Here is a 14,224-nt window from a genome sequence, read left to right on the forward strand (position 1 = left end):
CCCGCGCAGCGCGCGGGCGGCCGCGGCCACCAGCACCCGCGCGGTGCTGCCGGCCGTGACGACCCGGTCGCCGGCCAGTCCGGCGCCCCGGGCCGTCGGCCCGGCCGGTGCCGTCCGCACCGGCTCCATCCCGCCTCGTTCGCTCACCACGCGGCCCGGCTTCCCGCCCCTTCGGGGTCTAAACGGGGCATCGCGTCCCGACGGGGGCGATCCCCGCCCGCCCTACCGGTACGCCCCTACCGGTGCGCGCCGGTCGGTGACCGCCCAGCCCGGCCGGGGCGGGCCGGTGCGGGTTTCGCCGGGACCGGGCGGGGCACATCCGGACGATGAGCGCCGAGCCCGAACAGACCGCCGACGCGGCGGCCACCATCACCGCCTACCCGGACGGCCCGCTGCTGGTCCGGGGCGACTTCGCGCTGGTGACCCCCGACGGGCGGGCCATCGAGACCCGCCGGGGCGCGGTGGCGCTATGCCGCTGCGGGCGTTCGGGCCGCAAACCGTTCTGCGACGGCACCCACCGGGCCGTCGGTTTCCGCTCCCAGCCGTAACGAGGACGTGCCGGCGGCCCAGCTGTCCAGCAGATGGGCGGCGAAGAGCCGGTCGGTGGCCAGCGCGGCGGCGGCCCCGAACAGGACGTCGCCGGCGAGGGCCGGCTCGGTGCGGACCAGGCCGCCGCACAGGTCGTGCGCGGCGATCTGCTCGTGCACCGCGTCGGCCTCCACGTGCTCGTCGTAGAAGCGGATGGCCGCCTCGTCCAGACCCAACCGGCGCAGCCCGTTGCCGTACCGGCGGTTGGGCAGCGAGGAGGTCATCTCGTAGGCGGCCAGGTGACCCAGCAGCGCGCCGCGCAGCCGTCGGTGCAGGCCGAACAGCGAGATCAGGTTGTTGACGGCCAGCGTGACCGCCGGCACCCGGTCCAGGTGGGCGGCGTAGTCGGTGTCCAGGCCGAGCCGTCCCATGGTCACCCGGAACAGTTCGGCGTGCATCCGGTCGCACCGGCCGTTGCCGTACTCGTCCATCTGGATCTCGACCAGGGCGGCCTTGGCCGGGCCGCCGAGGCGGGGCAGCGCCCAGCTGTGCGGGTCGGCCTCGCGCAGGTGGTAGAGCGAACGGTGGGTGACGAACTCGCGGAACTGGGCCAGGCTGGCCCGCCGGTGCAGGGTCCGGGCCAGCGGCGGTGCGTCGTCGGCGGCGACCAGTGCGGCGAGCGCGGCGGGCACACCGGCCGGCAGCACCGTCGGCAGCGGGCCGGCCAGGCGGCGCACCGCCGCCTCGAACGGCCGCTCGACCGCGGCGCGCAGCGCCAGCAGGGACGGCTGCCACTCCCAGTCCTCGTCGACCCCGGCCCAGCCCCGGTAGTGCAGTTCATAGCAGAGGAAGAGGGTGAGCTGCCGGTCCTCGTCGGTCAGCGGGTCCGGGTGGCCGGGCCCGTCACCGACGTCGCCGGCCAGCGCCCCGGCGAGCCCGACCGGCAGGTCGTGCGGCGGCCGGCGCAGCGCCGCCACCAGCGCGCCGGAGACCGGCCCGCGTGGTGTCGGCAGCGACGCCGGACCGTAACGGCGGTCGGTGGGTACGGACATCGTGCCTCCCCCGGTGGCTGGTGGGGTCAGGGATGCCCGGGGGCCGGGAGGCTAAACGAGATCCTCCGCCTCGACGATCTGCCGCTCGGCCGCCATCATCCGGTCCCGGATGCGCCGGGTGGCGTCCCCGTCGGCGAAGAGACTCCGCAGGTCGGCCAGGGCCGGCTCCGGCGCCGTCGGGGCCACCGCCGGGTCCACCACCGCCTCCAGCACGCACGGCCGGTCGGCGGCGAGCGCCTCGTCCCAGGCGGCACCGACCAGCTCCGGCCGGTCCACCCGGACGCCGTGCAGGCCGAGCAGCCGGGCCCAGCCGGCGTACGGCACGTCGGCGCGCCGACCGGGCACGCCCGGCATCCAGCGGCCGTCGCCGAGCCCGGAGTGGTCCCGGTTGTTGAGCACCAGCACCACCAGCCGGGGATCGGCCCAGTCCTGCCAGCGGTGGGCCACGGTGATCAGCTCGGCGAGGCCGTTGAGCTGCATCGCGGCGTCGCCGAGCAGGGCGAGCACCGGGACGTCCGGGCGGGCGAGCTTCGCGGCGAGCGCGTACGGCAGGGCGCAGCCGAGCGAGCCGAGGGCACCGCAGAGCTGCGCGTCGACCCCGGGCGGCAGTTGCAGGTGGCGGGCGTACCAGGAGAGCACCGAACCGACGTCGACGGCGACCGACCCGGCGTGCGGCAGCCGGGCGGACAGTTCCCGCAGGACCAGTTGCGGGTTGACCGGTTCGGCCGGCGCGGCGGCGTGCGCGGCGGCCTCCGTACGCCACCTGTCGACGGCGCCCTCGACGGTGGCCCGCCACTGCCGGTCGGGGCGGTCGGCGACCTGGCCCAGCAGGGCGCGTAGCGTCTCGGTGGCGTCGCCGACCAGCGGCACCTCCACCGGGTACCGGGTGCCGATGCGTCGCCCGTCGATGTCGATCTGGATGGTGCGGGCCTGGCCGGGCATCGGGAAGTAGTCGGTCCACGGGTCGTTCGTGCCCACCAGCAGCAGGGTGTCCGCGCCGCCCATGAGCTGCGCGGCGGCCGTGGAGCCGACCTCACCGAGCACCCCGGTGTGGAACGGCAGCCGCTCGTCGAGCACCGGCTTGCCCAGCAGCGAGACGGCCACCCCGGCACCCAGCCGGTCGGCCAGCGCCACGATCTGCTCCGCCGCGCCCCGGCCGCCCTGCCCGACCAGGATCGCCACCCGCTGGCCGACGGTGAGCAGCGCCGCGGCGGCGTCCAGGTCCGCCTGGTGCGGCAGTACCCGGGCCAGCGGCTCGCCCGGCGTCGCGGTGAGCACCCCGGCCGTGTGCGGTTGCAGCTGCGGCACGGTGGCCTCCTGCAACGCCCGGGGCAGCACCACGCAGGTCGGGCTGCGGGTCGCCGCGGCGGTCCGGAACGCCTGGTCGAGCAGGGCCGGCACCTGCTCCGGGGTACGTCCGTAGCGGACGAACTGGTGGCACACGTCGCCGAAGAGCCGGGTCAGCCCGATCTCCTCGTGCACCTCGCCGAGCGGACCGGTGACGTCCTCGCCGACGATCGCCACCACCGGTTTGCTGTCCAGCTTCGCGTCGTACAGGCCGTTGAGCAGGTGCACCGCGCTGGGGCCCTGGGTGGCCAGGCAGACCCCGAGGCCGCCGGTGAACTTGGCGTGCCCGGTCGCCATGAAGGCGGCGCTCTCCTCGTGCCGGGCGGGGACGAACTCCGGGTCCCCGCCCGCGGCGTCCAGCGCCCCGACCACGGGGGCGATCGCCTCCCCCGGGCAGCCGAAGGCGCGGGGCACCCGCCAGGCCCGCAGCCGGTCCACCACCAGGTGCGCGACGGTGCGGTCAGCCATGGTCACGTCCCGGGGTGGCCGGGTCGACGTAGCGCAGCACCGCGCCGACGCCGTCGGCCAGCCCGGGGGCCTCGTCCGGGCCGAGGACGGTCAGGTCGGCGTCGGTGCCGACCAGCGCCCGGACCAGGGCCGCGTCGGCCCGGACCCGTTGCGGGTCGGCCACGGCGGCGAGCTGGTCGGGTGCGGTGGCGATGTCGGTGGCCCGGGGTCCGATCCACAGCTCGCCGACGGCCGACGGGTCGTCGACCAGCAGCATGGTGTCGACCTGGTTGCGTTGCAGGGCGGCCACCACGGCGTCCAGCCCGGCGCCCACGTCCTCCTGGGTGCCGAACCGGTCCAGCGTGGCGGTGACGTGCTGGTCGGCGACCTCGGCGATGGTCTGCACGGTGACGTCGTCCATCGCCGCCGGGTCGGCGCCGCCGGCCCGGGAGCCGGCGTCGGTGCGGACCACCACGTCCTGCCAGCGGGCCGGTAGCTGGGCGGCGATCATCCCGGTGGCCCGGACGTCCCCGGCGACCACGACCACGTCCGCGCCGACCCGGTCGGCCAGTTCGGCGGTGGCCGCGGCGGCGTCCCCGGCGTTGTGGTGCCAGGCCTCCATCGCGGCCCGCTGGTAGCGGGACTGGGACCAGCCGCCGGGTTGCACCCGGCGCAGCGGGTAGCTCTGCCGGCCGGTGACGTGGGCCCGTCGGGGCACCCCGCCGGCGCTGACCGCGACCGCGTCCGCGCCGGTCCGGTCGGCGAGCACCCGGACCCAGGCGACCTGTTCCCCGCGCTGGGCGAGCAACGGCATGACGTGCGGCAGCGGGGCGTACGCGGCCAGGTCGCGCAGGGGTGGCGCGGCGAGGTACTCGGAGAGCGCCACCCGGCCCCGGTTGGCGAACGCGGCGAGGCCGTAGTCGCCCGGCAGCGGGTCGTGGCCGCGGACCACCCGGTCCAGCGCCGCGATGGTCGGCTCGTCCGCGCCGCCGGCGGCGAGTTGCCCGGCCAGGGCCCGCCAGCGCAGGTCCAGCGCCGGGCGCGCGTCCTGGGTGTCCCGGGAGGCGTCCAGGTAGACCGAGCACCACGGCCCGGGACGGTCGTAGAGCTGGTGCAGGAAGGACAGCTGCATGCTCGACCCCTTTCCGGCTCGGCCGCCCGCTTACCCGCGCCGCCCGGGATGTCACCTCGACCGGGCCGGGTGACGTGACCCCGGTTCATTCATGTCATTCGACCCGCAAGACGGATACCATCAGTGAACGGAACCGGACTCTCGGTGGTGAACATGGACAGCGATCTCCGTAATCGGGTGATCCGCCCGACGCAGCGGATATTCACCGGGCGGGTGGTCCGGTTCATGGACGGCTACACCCGCGAGGTCAGGATCGGCCAGCCGGTGCTGGTGGCGGTGCTGACCGCGGCGAGCGTGGCGGGGCTGCTGGTGATACTGGTGCGCACGGCGCTCTCGCAGGCCGGCGGCGGCAGCCGCCGCAAGTGGAAGGACCTGAAGAAGGGGCCGGAGTTCCTGGTCACCCCGGTCCGGCTGCGCGATGACAAGGGCCAGCTCTACGAGGTGGAGCTGCACGGGCACCTGGCGCAGAGCGCGGTGCACCCGTCCGACTGGGTGCAGCTCACGCTGAGCCCGCAGGACGTCGACCTGCCGCCGCGCATCGAGCGGATCGTCAACCTGACCACCGGGCAGTTGCTCACCCCGCGTACCGCAACGGTGTGGAGCCACCTCGGCCCGCCGCTGCTGATCCAGGCGGTGCTGGGTGCGGTGCTGGTGCTGCTGGTCGCCGCCGCCGTGGTCCTCACCTGACACCACCCGACCGGCCCGACGCTCCGGGGCCCGACGCTCCGGGGCCGGGGCGGCGGTCGGTCGTGGGTCGCCCGGGGTGGTCAGCCGACCGGGGTCAGCGGGCGCTGCGGCGCGGTGGTCCTCAGCAGACCGCGGCGGGCGGCCCAGCGTTCGAAGAGCAGGGTGGCGAACGGCGGGACCGCGCAGACCAGCGCCACGAGGGTGACCCCGGGCGACCACCGGTGCAGCCGGGCCACGGCGAGCACCAGCAGGCCGTACGCGACGAAGAGCGCGCCGTGGATCGGCCCGAAGACCTGCACGCCGATCTCGTTGCCCGGCGGGCCGTACTTGACCGCCATGCCGACCAGCAGGGCCAGCCAGGAGCAGGCCTCGGCGATCGCCGCCGCTACGAACAGCCGGGTCGTCTTCTCGCGCATCGCGCCATGCTATCCAGCCGCCCCGGCCGCACGACCCGCGACGGGCGGTGGGCGACGGGGATCACCCGGGTCGCCGGTGGGTACGTAAGGGGTCCTTCGGGTCTTCCCGGTTCGCCCGGGACGTGCGAGGTTTGTCGGGACCAACGGTGACAGGGCGGTGACCATGGGCGAGGAAGTCGGAGCGCGCACGTTCAGTCGGGAGGACCGGGCCCGCTACCGGGAGAAGGTCCGCCGGTGTCTGGACGTCTTCGCCGAGATGCTGCGGGAGTCCCGGTTCGACGTGGAGCGGCCGATGACCGGCCTGGAGATCGAGCTGAACCTGGTCGACGACGACTCCCGGCCGACGATGCGCAACGCCGACGTGCTCGCCGCCGTCGCCGATCCCAGTTTCCAGACCGAGCTGGGCCAGTTCAACGTGGAGATCAACGTCGCGCCCCGGCGGCTCGTCGGCACCGGCACGGCCGAGTTCGAGTCCCACGTGCGGGCCAGCCTGAACGCCGCGGAGGAGAAGGCCCGCACGGTCGACGCCCACATGGTGATGATCGGCATCCTGCCCACCCTGGAGCCGGGGCACCTGACCGCGGGGGCGCTGTCGTCGAATCCGCGCTACGCGCTGCTCAACGAGCAGATCTTCGCCGCCCGGGGCGAGGACCTGCGGATCGCGATCAGCGGGGTGGAGCGGCTGGCGACCACGGCCGACACCATCACCCCGGAGGCGGCCTGCACCAGCACCCAGTTCCACCTCCAGGTCAGCCCGGCCGACTTCGCCGGCTACTGGAACGCCGCCCAGGCCGTCGCCGGGGTCCAGGTGGCGCTGGGCGCGAACTCGCCGCTGTTCTTCGGCCGGGAGCTGTGGCGCGAGACCCGGGTGCCGCTGTTCCAGCAGGCCACCGACACCCGCTCCGAGGAGATCAAGGCCCAGGGGGTACGCCCGCGGGTCTGGTTCGGGGAGCGTTGGATCACCAGCGTGTTCGACCTGTTCGAGGAGAACGTGCGCTACTTCCCGGCGCTGCTGCCGGTGTGCGACCCGGAGGACCCGGCCGAGACGCTGGCCGCCGGTGGCGTGCCGAGGCTGGCCGAGCTGCGGTTGCACAACGGCACCATCTACCGCTGGAACCGCCCGGTGTACGACGTGTGGAAGGGCCGCCCGCACCTGCGGGTGGAGAACCGGGTGCTGCCGGCCGGGCCGACGGTGGTGGACACCATCGCCAACGGCGCGTTCTATTTCGGGCTGGTCCGGGCGCTTGCCGAGTCGGACCGGCCACTGTGGTCGCAGATGTCGTTCAGCGCGGCGGAGGAGAACTTCACCAGCGGCGCCCGGCACGGCATCGACGCGCAGGTGTACTGGCCGGGGCTGGGCTACCTGCCGGCGACGGAGCTGGTGCTGCGCCGGTTGCTGCCGTTGGCCCACCAGGGGTTGGACCGGTGGGGTGTGGACCCGGCCGAACGTGACCGGCTGCTGGGCATCATCGAGCAACGCTGCCTGACCGGGCGCAACGGCGCGAGCTGGCAGGTGGCGACGTTGCACCGGCTGGAGTCGGCCGACCACCTCGACCGGCCGGAGGCGTTGCGCGAGGTGGTCCGCCAGTACGTCGAGCTGATGCACAGCAACCTGCCGGTCCACGAGTGGCCGGTGACCGATTGACTTTCGATAGGTTGCGAGCGATAGTCGATACATGACGACGGCGCGCTGGGCGGTCACCGCCCTCAGAGTCTTTCTCGTGGTCCTGTTCGCGGTGCTGGTGCTGTTCCAGACCATGTCGCTGCCCGGCCAGTTCGCCCACCTGGCCCGGGAGTCGCCCGAGCAGGCGTACCTGCGCTGGCCGGCCACCGCCGTGACGGTGTTCTGGGTGCTCTGCGTCCAGGTGGTGATCGTCGCCACCTGGCGGCTGCTCACCCTGGTCCGCGACGACCGGATCTTCAGCGAACCCGCGCTGGTCTGGGTGGACGCCATCGTCTGGGCGATCGCCGCCGGCTGGCTGACGCTGGTGGGCGTGTTCGGCTATGTCGGGTTCCACGCCGACGACCCCGGCCTGCCGATGCTGCTGTTCCTGCTGTCCGTCGGGGCCACCGTGCTCGGGCTGCTGATGGTGGTGATGCGGGCGCTGCTGCGCCAGGCCACCGCGCTGCGCTCCGACATGGAAGCGGTGATCTGATGCCCATCGTCGTACGCATCGACGTCGAGCTGGCCAAGCGCAAGATGAGCGTCGGTGAGTTCGCCGAGCGGGTCGGCCTGACCCCGGCGAACGTGGCCGTGCTGAAGAACGGCCGGGCCAAGGCGGTGCGGTTCAGCACCCTGGAGGCGATCTGCCGGGTGCTCGACTGCCAGCCGGGCGACCTGCTCGAATTCGTCGACGACGGGGAGCCGACGCCGTGAGGTACCTGCTCGCCTCCGCCGCCGTCGTGCTCCTGGTCGCCGGGCTGGCCGGCGTCGTGCTCGGCGAGTCCGACGACTCCCCCGGGCTCCAACTGCTGGGCGGCCTGCTGGTCATCGGCGGGGTCGCCATCGGCGTACGGGTCTTGCGGGTGCCGCGGTAGCGCCCGGGTTCAGGACGCCGGCCAGTGGCGCAGCAGGGCGTCGAGGGCGTCGAGGACCCGGGGCCAGGTCTGCGCGGTGTCGGGGGCGCTGTGGTCGAAGCTGCCGCCCAGTTCGAGGTTGACGTAGCCGTTGAAGACGCTGCCGAGCAGCCGGACCGCGTGGGTCTGGTCGGGTTCGGGCAGGTCGTAGCCGCGCAGGATGGCCCGGGTCAGCTCGGCGTGCCGCCTGCCGGCGCTGGCGGCGGCCGTGGCCGGGTCGAGCCTGACCTGGGCGGCGGCCCACCGGCCCGGGTGCTCGCGGGCGTAGTCGCGGTAGACGCCGCCGAGGGCGGCCAGCGCGTCCCGGCCGGCCCGGCCGGCGAGCGCGTCGGCGGCCCGGACGGCCAGCTCGTCGAGGGCGAGCAGGGCGATCCGGGTGCGCAGGTCCCCGGAGTTGCGCACGTGCGCGTAGAGGCTCGCGACCTGAACGTCGAAGCGCCGGGCGAGCGCGGAGAGGGTCACCCGGTCGAACCCGACCTCGTCGGCCAGCTCCGCGCCGGCCCGGGTGAGACGCTCGGTGGTCAAGCCCGCACGTGCCATAACTCATTATGCGTTTGCCTAAAGGTTTTAGGCAAATTACCGTTGCCGTCATGGAGCCACTGACCGAGCAGGAGATCCGTTCCGCCTTCGTCAACTGCACCAAGGGCGAGAGCAAGCGGCTGTACGTCCCCCGCGACCTGGCCGACCGCCCCTGGCCCGAGCTGGACTACCTCGGCTGGCGCGACCCCCGCGCCCCCGACCGCGCCTACCTGGTCACCGAGGTGGAAGGCCGGCGGACCGCCCTGGTGCTGCGCTGCCCCACCCCGACCACCCGGCAGCCGCCGCGCGGCCTGTGCGCCATCTGCCTGACCTCCCCCGCCGGCGGCGTCAGCCTGATGGTCGCACCGAGGGCCGGCAAGGCGGGACAGCAGGGCAACTCGGTGGGCACTTACCTCTGCACCGACCTCGCCTGCCCGCTCTACGTCCGCGGACGCAAGGACCCCGGCCCCGGCACCCGGATGCAGGAGTCGCTCACCACGGCGGAGAAGGTCCAGCGGCTGACGGCGAACGTCGCCGCGTTCGTCGCCCGGGTCACCGGCTGACCGTGCCCGGCCGGACGACGCGGCCGGTGGCGGGACCACGCGACACCCGCCCGACGCGCACCGGGCCGCGCGCCGGTGCTCACCCCGGGGGTGACACCGCCTCGTCGAGCACCACCCCGGCATGACCCGCCACCTCGCCGAGGACCTCACGCACACCGCGCCGGCGGTCGAGCCGCGCCCCGGCGAAGCTGACCGGCCCGTGGAACGACGCCCGCCCGTCGCCGCCGCCGAGCCGGAAGGCCGCCCCGGCGAAGACACTCCCCGCGAACCCGGTGTCGCCGTGGAACTGGACGCCGGTGAAATCGGCGTGGCCGATGTGACAACCGCCGAGGTCGAGGTCGACCAGGGTGGCCCCGCAGAGCATCAGGTCCGTCCCCGACCAGTGCGGCGGCCCGCCCGGGGCGTCCGTCGACGGACGCAGCCGCGCCGCCAGCAGCCGCTGCGCGGTGCGCCGCAGCTCCAGCTCGGCGGCCTGCCCGTCGGTGCGGGCGTCGGCCAGGTCGAACGGCAGCGGCATCCGCAGGTAGCCGCAGACCGTGTCCACCACCCGCTGCCGCAGCTCCGGCCGGGCGTCGCCGAGGTCGACGAGGACCGCCAGCCCGGCCCGGCGCACGTCCGGGTCGGCGTCGGCGAGCTGGCCCGCGTACGGCCGGACGGAGTCGTCGGGCACCAGCTGCGCCCCGTCCGGCCCGGCCGGTGCCGGCGTCCAGCCCAGCGGCCAGCACACCGGCCCGTCGTCGGCCGTGTCGGCCCAGGTCGCGCCAGCGAGATCCACGGTGGGCTGGTCGAGGTGGACCGGACCGGCGAACCGCGCCTGCCGGAACGACGCGGCGGAGGCGAACCGCGCCTTGAAGAACCAGGCCGGACCGGCGAACCGGGCCTGCCGGAACGACACCGGCCCGACGAACCGGGCACCGTCGCCACCCTCGCTCCACTCCTGGTAGTCGCCCATCAGCACGGCGACCGGCCAGTGCGGGTCGTCCTCGTTCGGCTCGTCCCAGGGGGCGGGGGAGGTCTCCTCGATGGTCTCCCAGGCCGGGTCGTCCTCCCACAGCTCGTCCTCGCCTCGACCGAACCAGGCGAACGCGGCGAACCGGACCCCGGTGAAGTCGGCGTCGGCGCGGAACCGGGCCCGACCGAACGCGGCATGGTCGAGGAACCCGGCCCGGCTGAACCGGGCCGGACCGTGCCAGACGGTACGGGCGAAGTCGGCGACACCGGTGAACCGGGCGTCGGCGAACGAGGTGGCCCCGAGGAACCTGGCGTCGGCGAACCGGGCCGCACCCAGCACCGCGCCTGCGAGGTCGAGGTCCACCAGGGTGGCCGCCCGCAGGTCGAGGTCGACGGCGGGCGGTGGCTCCGGGTCGGCGTCCGGGTCCACCGACCGGGCCGGGGCCTGCGCCGCCGGGCGCAGCAGCGCGGCCAGCACCCGGCCCGCCTCCCGCCGGGCGTCGGCGTCCCACCCGTCGGCCCCCACCGGTGCCCGCAGCCCGTCGGCGAGCGCCGCGACCGCCCGGGACCGCAGCCCGGGACGCCCGGCCACCAGCTCACCGAGGCCGCGCAGGGCGGCGGTCCGGCCCGCGCCCGTCTCCTGCGTCACCGCGCGGACGGCGGCCTGAAACGCCACCGGGTCCGACTCCCCGACCGTCACCCGACCTCCCACCCGTACCACCCCGCCGGGCACGCCCCGGCGTCGCGCAGGATAGCCGGGCCGACCGACACCGCACTGGGCGGGCGGCGCGGTCGGCCCTCGGGTGCGCGCGGTCAGCCGCCCCGGGCGAACAGCGCCAGGCGTACCCGGTTCGGGCTGTCCGTCTTGGTCATCAGGCTGGTGATGTGGGTCTTGACCGTGGTCACGCCGATGTGCAACCGGTCGGCGATCTCGGTGTTCGACAGCCCCTCGGCCACCAGGGCGAGCACGTCCTGTTCCCGGGCGGTCAGCCCGGCCACCGGCCGGGGCGGCTCGGCGCGGGCGTGCACCGCCCGCCGGACCAGCCGTTGCAGCACCTCCTCGCTGAACGGGCTGCCCCCGGCGGCGGCCCGCCGCACCCCGTCGACCAGGTCGCCGGGCGGGGCGTCCTTGAGCAGGAAACCGCAGGCCCCGGCCGTGAGCGCGGGGTAGAGGTGGTCGTCGTCGCCGAACGTGGTCAGCACCAGCACCCGCGTCGCCGGCCGGTCGGCGAGGATGCGGCCGGTCGCGGTGATCCCGTCGACGCCGGGCATCCGCAGGTCCATCACCACCACGTCGGGGACGAGCTGGGCGGCCAGGGTGACGGCGTCGCGGCCGTTGTCGGCCTCCCCGACCACCTCGATGTCCGGCTGCGCGTCGCAGAGCATGCGCAGGCCCGCGCGGATGAGATGCTGGTCGTCGACCAGCAGCACCCGGATCACGACCGCCGCGCCCGGTACGGGCCACCCGAACCGGGCGGCGGGGTCGGCGTACCGTCCGGGGGTGGGCCGGCGGCCGGGTACGGGCCGGCGGCGGCGGACACCACGGCGGGCAGCACCGTGCGGACCCGCCACCCGGTGCCGAAGGGGCCGGCGTCCAGCCGCCCGCCGAGCACCTCGACCCGTTCCCGCATGCCGGTGAGGCCGTGTCCCCCACCGGGCGGCACCGCCGTCGGCGTCCAGCCGCGCCCGTCGTCGGCCACCTCCCAGTGCACGGCGTCGTCGACCACCGCCACGGTCAGCCGCGCCCGCGCGGACGGTCCGGCGTGTTTCACCACGTTGGTCAGCGCCTCCTGGGTCAACCGCAGCACCGCCAGCCCGCGTACCGCGTCGAGGGTGCCCACCGCCGGGGCGACGTCCGCCTCGACCGTGACCCCGGCCTGCCGGGCCCGGTCGACCGCCGCCCCGAGCGCGGCCGGCAGCGCCGACGGCTCGATCGCGGTCAACGTCGCGTCGCCGTGCGCCACGTCGGGATCGCGCAGCACCGCGACCAGGCCGCGCAGGTCCGCCAGCGCCGCCGTCCCGGTGGCGTGCACGTCGTCGAAGACGGCGCCCACCCGGGGGTCGAGGTCGGTGAGGACGTGCCGGGCGACCCCGACGCGCAGCACCATCGAGGCCACGTGGTGAGCCACCACGTCGTGCAGCTCGCGGGCGATGGCGCTGCGTTCGTCGGCGCGCGCCGCGCGCTGCTCCGACTCGCGGTGCAGGTGCTCGGCCCGGGCCCGTTCCTCGGCCTGCCGGCCGAGTTCCCGGTTGGTCCGCACCACGGTGCCGATCAGCAGCGGCAGCCCGACGTCCACCAGCAGCCCGAACACCGTGCCGACGACGCCCCGGCCGGTGTGCCCGGACGGGTCGAACGCCGCGACCACGGTCAACCCCGCGGCCGCCCACCAGCCGGTGCGGGGACGCCGGGAGCGCATGGTCACCTCGAGCAGCAGCCAACTCGCCCCGACCTGGTTGATCGTGGTGTCGTCGAGCACGACGATCGCCGCCGCCAGCAGCGCGGTCTGCGCCGTCAGGTTGAGCAGGGGCCGGCGGTGAGCCAGCAGCGCGACGGCGAAGGCGGCCACCGCGAGCGCCCACTGCCGGCCCGTCGGCGGCTGACCGGTCTTGGTGCCGAAGAGGAGGTAGCACAGGCCGCTGGCGTCGAGCAGGACCATCCGCACCAGCGTGTCCCGCGTGTCGAACAGCCGTCCCAGCCAGCCCACGCCGATCAGCCTACGGACCGCGGGGCCGGCGCAGGACCCGCCGGGTGGGTGGAGGTCACGCGGCCAGCGCCAGTTCCGGGCGACGCCGCCGGGACGCCACCACCGCCGTCACGGCGAGCACGGTCGCGGCCACCAGGGCGGCAAGCGCGGCGAGCGTGGTCAGGTCCGGCCGCAGCAGCGGCTGCCCGCGCAGCGCCTGCCAGGTCAACAGCAGCGTGAGTACGCCGTACCCGGTGCCCGCGACGGCCAGCAGCCGGACCAGGTCCCGCTCGTCGAGCCAGCCGCCCAGGTAGCGGCGCAGCAGGAAGGCCAGGACCGGCAGCGCCTGCAGGGCGTGCAGCCCGACGAAGTGCCCGATCCGCAGGTCGCCCCCGGTGGTGCTCCAGCCGAGGATCGGCAGCCCCGGGCCGCCGTCGGGCACCCCGACGCTGTGCGCCCCGGTGATCCCCTCGGCGTCGGCCGGCGTCTGGCCGGGCTGGGTCATCGGCACCGCCACCAGCATGCCCAGGGCGGACAGGCCGAGCCCGAACCCCATCGCCCACCGGGTGGCCCGGTCCCCGGCCCGTCGCACCAGCAGGGTGACGGCGACGACGACGTGTGCGACGAACAGCAGCATGACGGCCGCGCCCATCACCTGCCAGAGCGCGGCGTTGAGCGGGCTGGTCTCGTTGTAGTGGCTGGTCGTGCCGCGCAGCACCTGCCCGACGATCACCACCATCTCGATCAGGGACGTCGCCACCACCACGCTTGCCGCCCACTCCCCGATCCGGCTGCGGCGGGGCAACTGGGCCAGCATCCAGGTGAGGGTGGCCGCGTAGAGCGCGAAGGACACCGAGAACTTGAACGGCTTGAGCCAGATCGGCACGCCGGTGAGCACCCTCGGGTCGGCGGCCACGCCGACGGCCGCCACCACGGCGAGCACCGCCATCGCGGCGGTGAGCAGAACGAGGGGGCGGTGCCGTCCGGCCGCCCGGGACATCAGGTCAGTCATGCCTGTAGACGTTCGTCGGCCGGCGGCCCCGACCGCGTCCGACCGGGAGCCCCGGTCGCGGCCCCCGGTCGGAGATCGCCTCCTCCCCTGGGTGGAGGTGGGCCGTCGCCCGATTGACGGCATCGAGAACGGTCAGTACCGTGGGGAAGAAAGCGCTTACCTGCTCGAACTGACTGGTCAGCGCGTCGGGAACGGCCCCGGTCGTCAACGGCCCCGGTCGTCCCGCCGGCAACACCTCGCGTCTGGCGATCCGGGCTGATCCGGCGCGAGCGATTCCTCCCGTGACGGGCCGCCAGGGCGGGCCCGCCC

Annotated in this window: 16 protein-coding genes; 7 read left to right on the forward strand and 9 right to left on the reverse strand. The window is 75.0% G+C overall.

The window, feature by feature from the left end; all coding sequences use genetic code 11:
- The first annotated feature begins 326 nt into the window (after positions 1 to 326).
- Positions 327 to 548, forward strand: coding sequence for a CDGSH iron-sulfur domain-containing protein (locus B5D80_RS19000; RefSeq protein ID WP_088645237.1), 222 nt, complete (start codon positions 327 to 329; stop codon positions 546 to 548).
- Here B5D80_RS19000 and B5D80_RS19005 read toward each other — a convergent pair.
- From B5D80_RS19005 to B5D80_RS19015, 3 genes are read right to left on the reverse strand one after another with little or no spacing between them, the layout of a single operon-like run.
- Entirely contained in the window at positions 468 to 1,580 is a 1,113-nt protein-coding gene (locus tag B5D80_RS19005; protein WP_088645238.1) for an iron-containing redox enzyme family protein, read from the reverse strand. The genes B5D80_RS19000 and B5D80_RS19005 overlap by 81 nt on opposite strands.
- 51 nt (positions 1,581 to 1,631) lie before the next feature.
- Complete coding sequence (locus tag B5D80_RS19010) at positions 1,632 to 3,395, reverse strand: thiamine pyrophosphate-binding protein (protein ID WP_088645301.1); 1,764 nt, start codon at positions 3,393 to 3,395, stop codon at positions 1,632 to 1,634.
- Positions 3,388 to 4,506 (reverse strand): baeRF2 domain-containing protein, encoded by a 1,119-nt coding sequence (locus B5D80_RS19015; RefSeq protein WP_088645239.1) that lies wholly within the window; start codon positions 4,504 to 4,506, stop codon positions 3,388 to 3,390. The genes B5D80_RS19010 and B5D80_RS19015 overlap by 8 nt, the downstream gene beginning before the upstream one ends.
- 144 nt (positions 4,507 to 4,650) lie before the next feature.
- Between B5D80_RS19015 and B5D80_RS19020 the strand changes: the two genes are divergently transcribed.
- Positions 4,651 to 5,193: a hypothetical protein gene (locus B5D80_RS19020; RefSeq protein ID WP_211291576.1), complete on the forward strand. Its 543-nt coding sequence runs from the start codon at positions 4,651 to 4,653 to the stop codon at positions 5,191 to 5,193.
- A gap of 80 nt (positions 5,194 to 5,273) precedes the next feature.
- Here B5D80_RS19020 and B5D80_RS19025 read toward each other — a convergent pair whose 3' ends face one another.
- A complete protein-coding gene (locus B5D80_RS19025; RefSeq protein WP_088645240.1) occupies positions 5,274 to 5,609 on the reverse strand; it encodes a DUF3817 domain-containing protein in 336 nt (111 codons plus the stop codon).
- Between the two features lie 163 nt (positions 5,610 to 5,772).
- On the opposite strand from B5D80_RS19025, the gene B5D80_RS19030 reads away from it, so the two are divergent.
- Genes B5D80_RS19030 through B5D80_RS33715 form a run of 4 tightly spaced genes read left to right on the forward strand, consistent with a single transcriptional unit; the run spans position 5,773 to position 8,147 of the window.
- Complete coding sequence (locus B5D80_RS19030; protein ID WP_088645303.1) at positions 5,773 to 7,254, forward strand: glutamate-cysteine ligase family protein; 1,482 nt, start codon at positions 5,773 to 5,775, stop codon at positions 7,252 to 7,254.
- Positions 7,255 to 7,285: 31 nt separating this feature from the next.
- Positions 7,286 to 7,765 carry a DUF2975 domain-containing protein gene (locus tag B5D80_RS19035; protein ID WP_088645241.1) on the forward strand — a complete coding sequence of 160 codons (480 nt, stop codon included), beginning with the start codon at positions 7,286 to 7,288 and terminating at the stop codon, positions 7,763 to 7,765.
- The gene (locus B5D80_RS19040; protein WP_088645242.1) at positions 7,765 to 7,986 is read left to right on the forward strand and encodes a helix-turn-helix domain-containing protein; all 222 of its coding nucleotides are present in this window, start codon (positions 7,765 to 7,767) and stop codon (positions 7,984 to 7,986) included. The genes B5D80_RS19035 and B5D80_RS19040 overlap by 1 nt, the downstream gene beginning before the upstream one ends.
- A complete protein-coding gene (locus B5D80_RS33715; protein WP_169733078.1) occupies positions 7,983 to 8,147 on the forward strand; it encodes a hypothetical protein in 165 nt (54 codons plus the stop codon). The genes B5D80_RS19040 and B5D80_RS33715 overlap by 4 nt, the downstream gene beginning before the upstream one ends.
- Before the next feature lie 9 nt (positions 8,148 to 8,156).
- Here B5D80_RS33715 and B5D80_RS19045 read toward each other — a convergent pair whose 3' ends face one another.
- Positions 8,157 to 8,711 (reverse strand): TetR/AcrR family transcriptional regulator, encoded by a 555-nt coding sequence (locus tag B5D80_RS19045; RefSeq protein ID WP_245854757.1) that lies wholly within the window; start codon positions 8,709 to 8,711, stop codon positions 8,157 to 8,159.
- Between the two features lie 65 nt (positions 8,712 to 8,776).
- Between B5D80_RS19045 and B5D80_RS19050 the strand changes: the two genes are divergently transcribed.
- A complete protein-coding gene (locus B5D80_RS19050; RefSeq protein WP_088645244.1) occupies positions 8,777 to 9,268 on the forward strand; it encodes an FBP domain-containing protein in 492 nt (163 codons plus the stop codon).
- A gap of 79 nt (positions 9,269 to 9,347) precedes the next feature.
- On the opposite strand, the gene B5D80_RS34830 is transcribed toward B5D80_RS19050, so the two are convergent.
- The 4 genes from B5D80_RS34830 to B5D80_RS19070 form a co-directional block, all read right to left on the reverse strand.
- On the reverse strand, positions 9,348 to 10,919 hold the full coding sequence (locus B5D80_RS34830) for a pentapeptide repeat-containing protein (protein WP_088645245.1): 1,572 nt from the start codon (positions 10,917 to 10,919) through the stop codon (positions 9,348 to 9,350).
- Positions 10,920 to 11,032: 113 nt separating this feature from the next.
- Positions 11,033 to 11,659 carry a response regulator transcription factor gene (locus B5D80_RS19060; RefSeq protein ID WP_088645304.1) on the reverse strand — a complete coding sequence of 209 codons (627 nt, stop codon included), beginning with the start codon at positions 11,657 to 11,659 and terminating at the stop codon, positions 11,033 to 11,035.
- On the reverse strand, positions 11,656 to 12,924 hold the full coding sequence (locus B5D80_RS19065; protein ID WP_088645246.1) for a sensor histidine kinase: 1,269 nt from the start codon (positions 12,922 to 12,924) through the stop codon (positions 11,656 to 11,658). Before B5D80_RS19065 ends, B5D80_RS19060 begins: the two co-directional genes overlap by 4 nt.
- 55 nt (positions 12,925 to 12,979) lie before the next feature.
- A complete protein-coding gene (locus B5D80_RS19070) occupies positions 12,980 to 13,915 on the reverse strand; it encodes a hypothetical protein (protein ID WP_088645247.1) in 936 nt (311 codons plus the stop codon).
- Between the last annotated feature and the right edge of the window lie 309 nt (positions 13,916 to 14,224).

The sequence above is a fragment of the Micromonospora wenchangensis genome, assembly GCF_002210435.1.
Classification (GTDB): Bacteria; Actinomycetota; Actinomycetes; order Mycobacteriales; family Micromonosporaceae; genus Micromonospora; species Micromonospora wenchangensis.

Coding starts and splice junctions, on each gene's coding strand:
- B5D80_RS19000 (WP_088645237.1), top strand. CDS start 327: ATGAGCGCCGAGCCCGAACAGACCGCCGACGCGGCGGCCACCATCACC.
- B5D80_RS19005 (WP_088645238.1), bottom strand. CDS start 1,580: ATGTCCGTACCCACCGACCGCCGTTACGGTCCGGCGTCGCTGCCGACA.
- B5D80_RS19010 (WP_088645301.1), bottom strand. CDS start 3,395: ATGGCTGACCGCACCGTCGCGCACCTGGTGGTGGACCGGCTGCGGGCC.
- B5D80_RS19015 (WP_088645239.1), bottom strand. CDS start 4,506: ATGCAGCTGTCCTTCCTGCACCAGCTCTACGACCGTCCCGGGCCGTGG.
- B5D80_RS19025 (WP_088645240.1), bottom strand. CDS start 5,609: ATGCGCGAGAAGACGACCCGGCTGTTCGTAGCGGCGGCGATCGCCGAG.
- B5D80_RS19030 (WP_088645303.1), top strand. CDS start 5,773: ATGGGCGAGGAAGTCGGAGCGCGCACGTTCAGTCGGGAGGACCGGGCC.
- B5D80_RS19035 (WP_088645241.1), top strand. CDS start 7,286: ATGACGACGGCGCGCTGGGCGGTCACCGCCCTCAGAGTCTTTCTCGTG.
- B5D80_RS19040 (WP_088645242.1), top strand. CDS start 7,765: ATGCCCATCGTCGTACGCATCGACGTCGAGCTGGCCAAGCGCAAGATG.
- B5D80_RS19050 (WP_088645244.1), top strand. CDS start 8,777: ATGGAGCCACTGACCGAGCAGGAGATCCGTTCCGCCTTCGTCAACTGC.
- B5D80_RS19070 (WP_088645247.1), bottom strand. CDS start 13,915: ATGACTGACCTGATGTCCCGGGCGGCCGGACGGCACCGCCCCCTCGTT.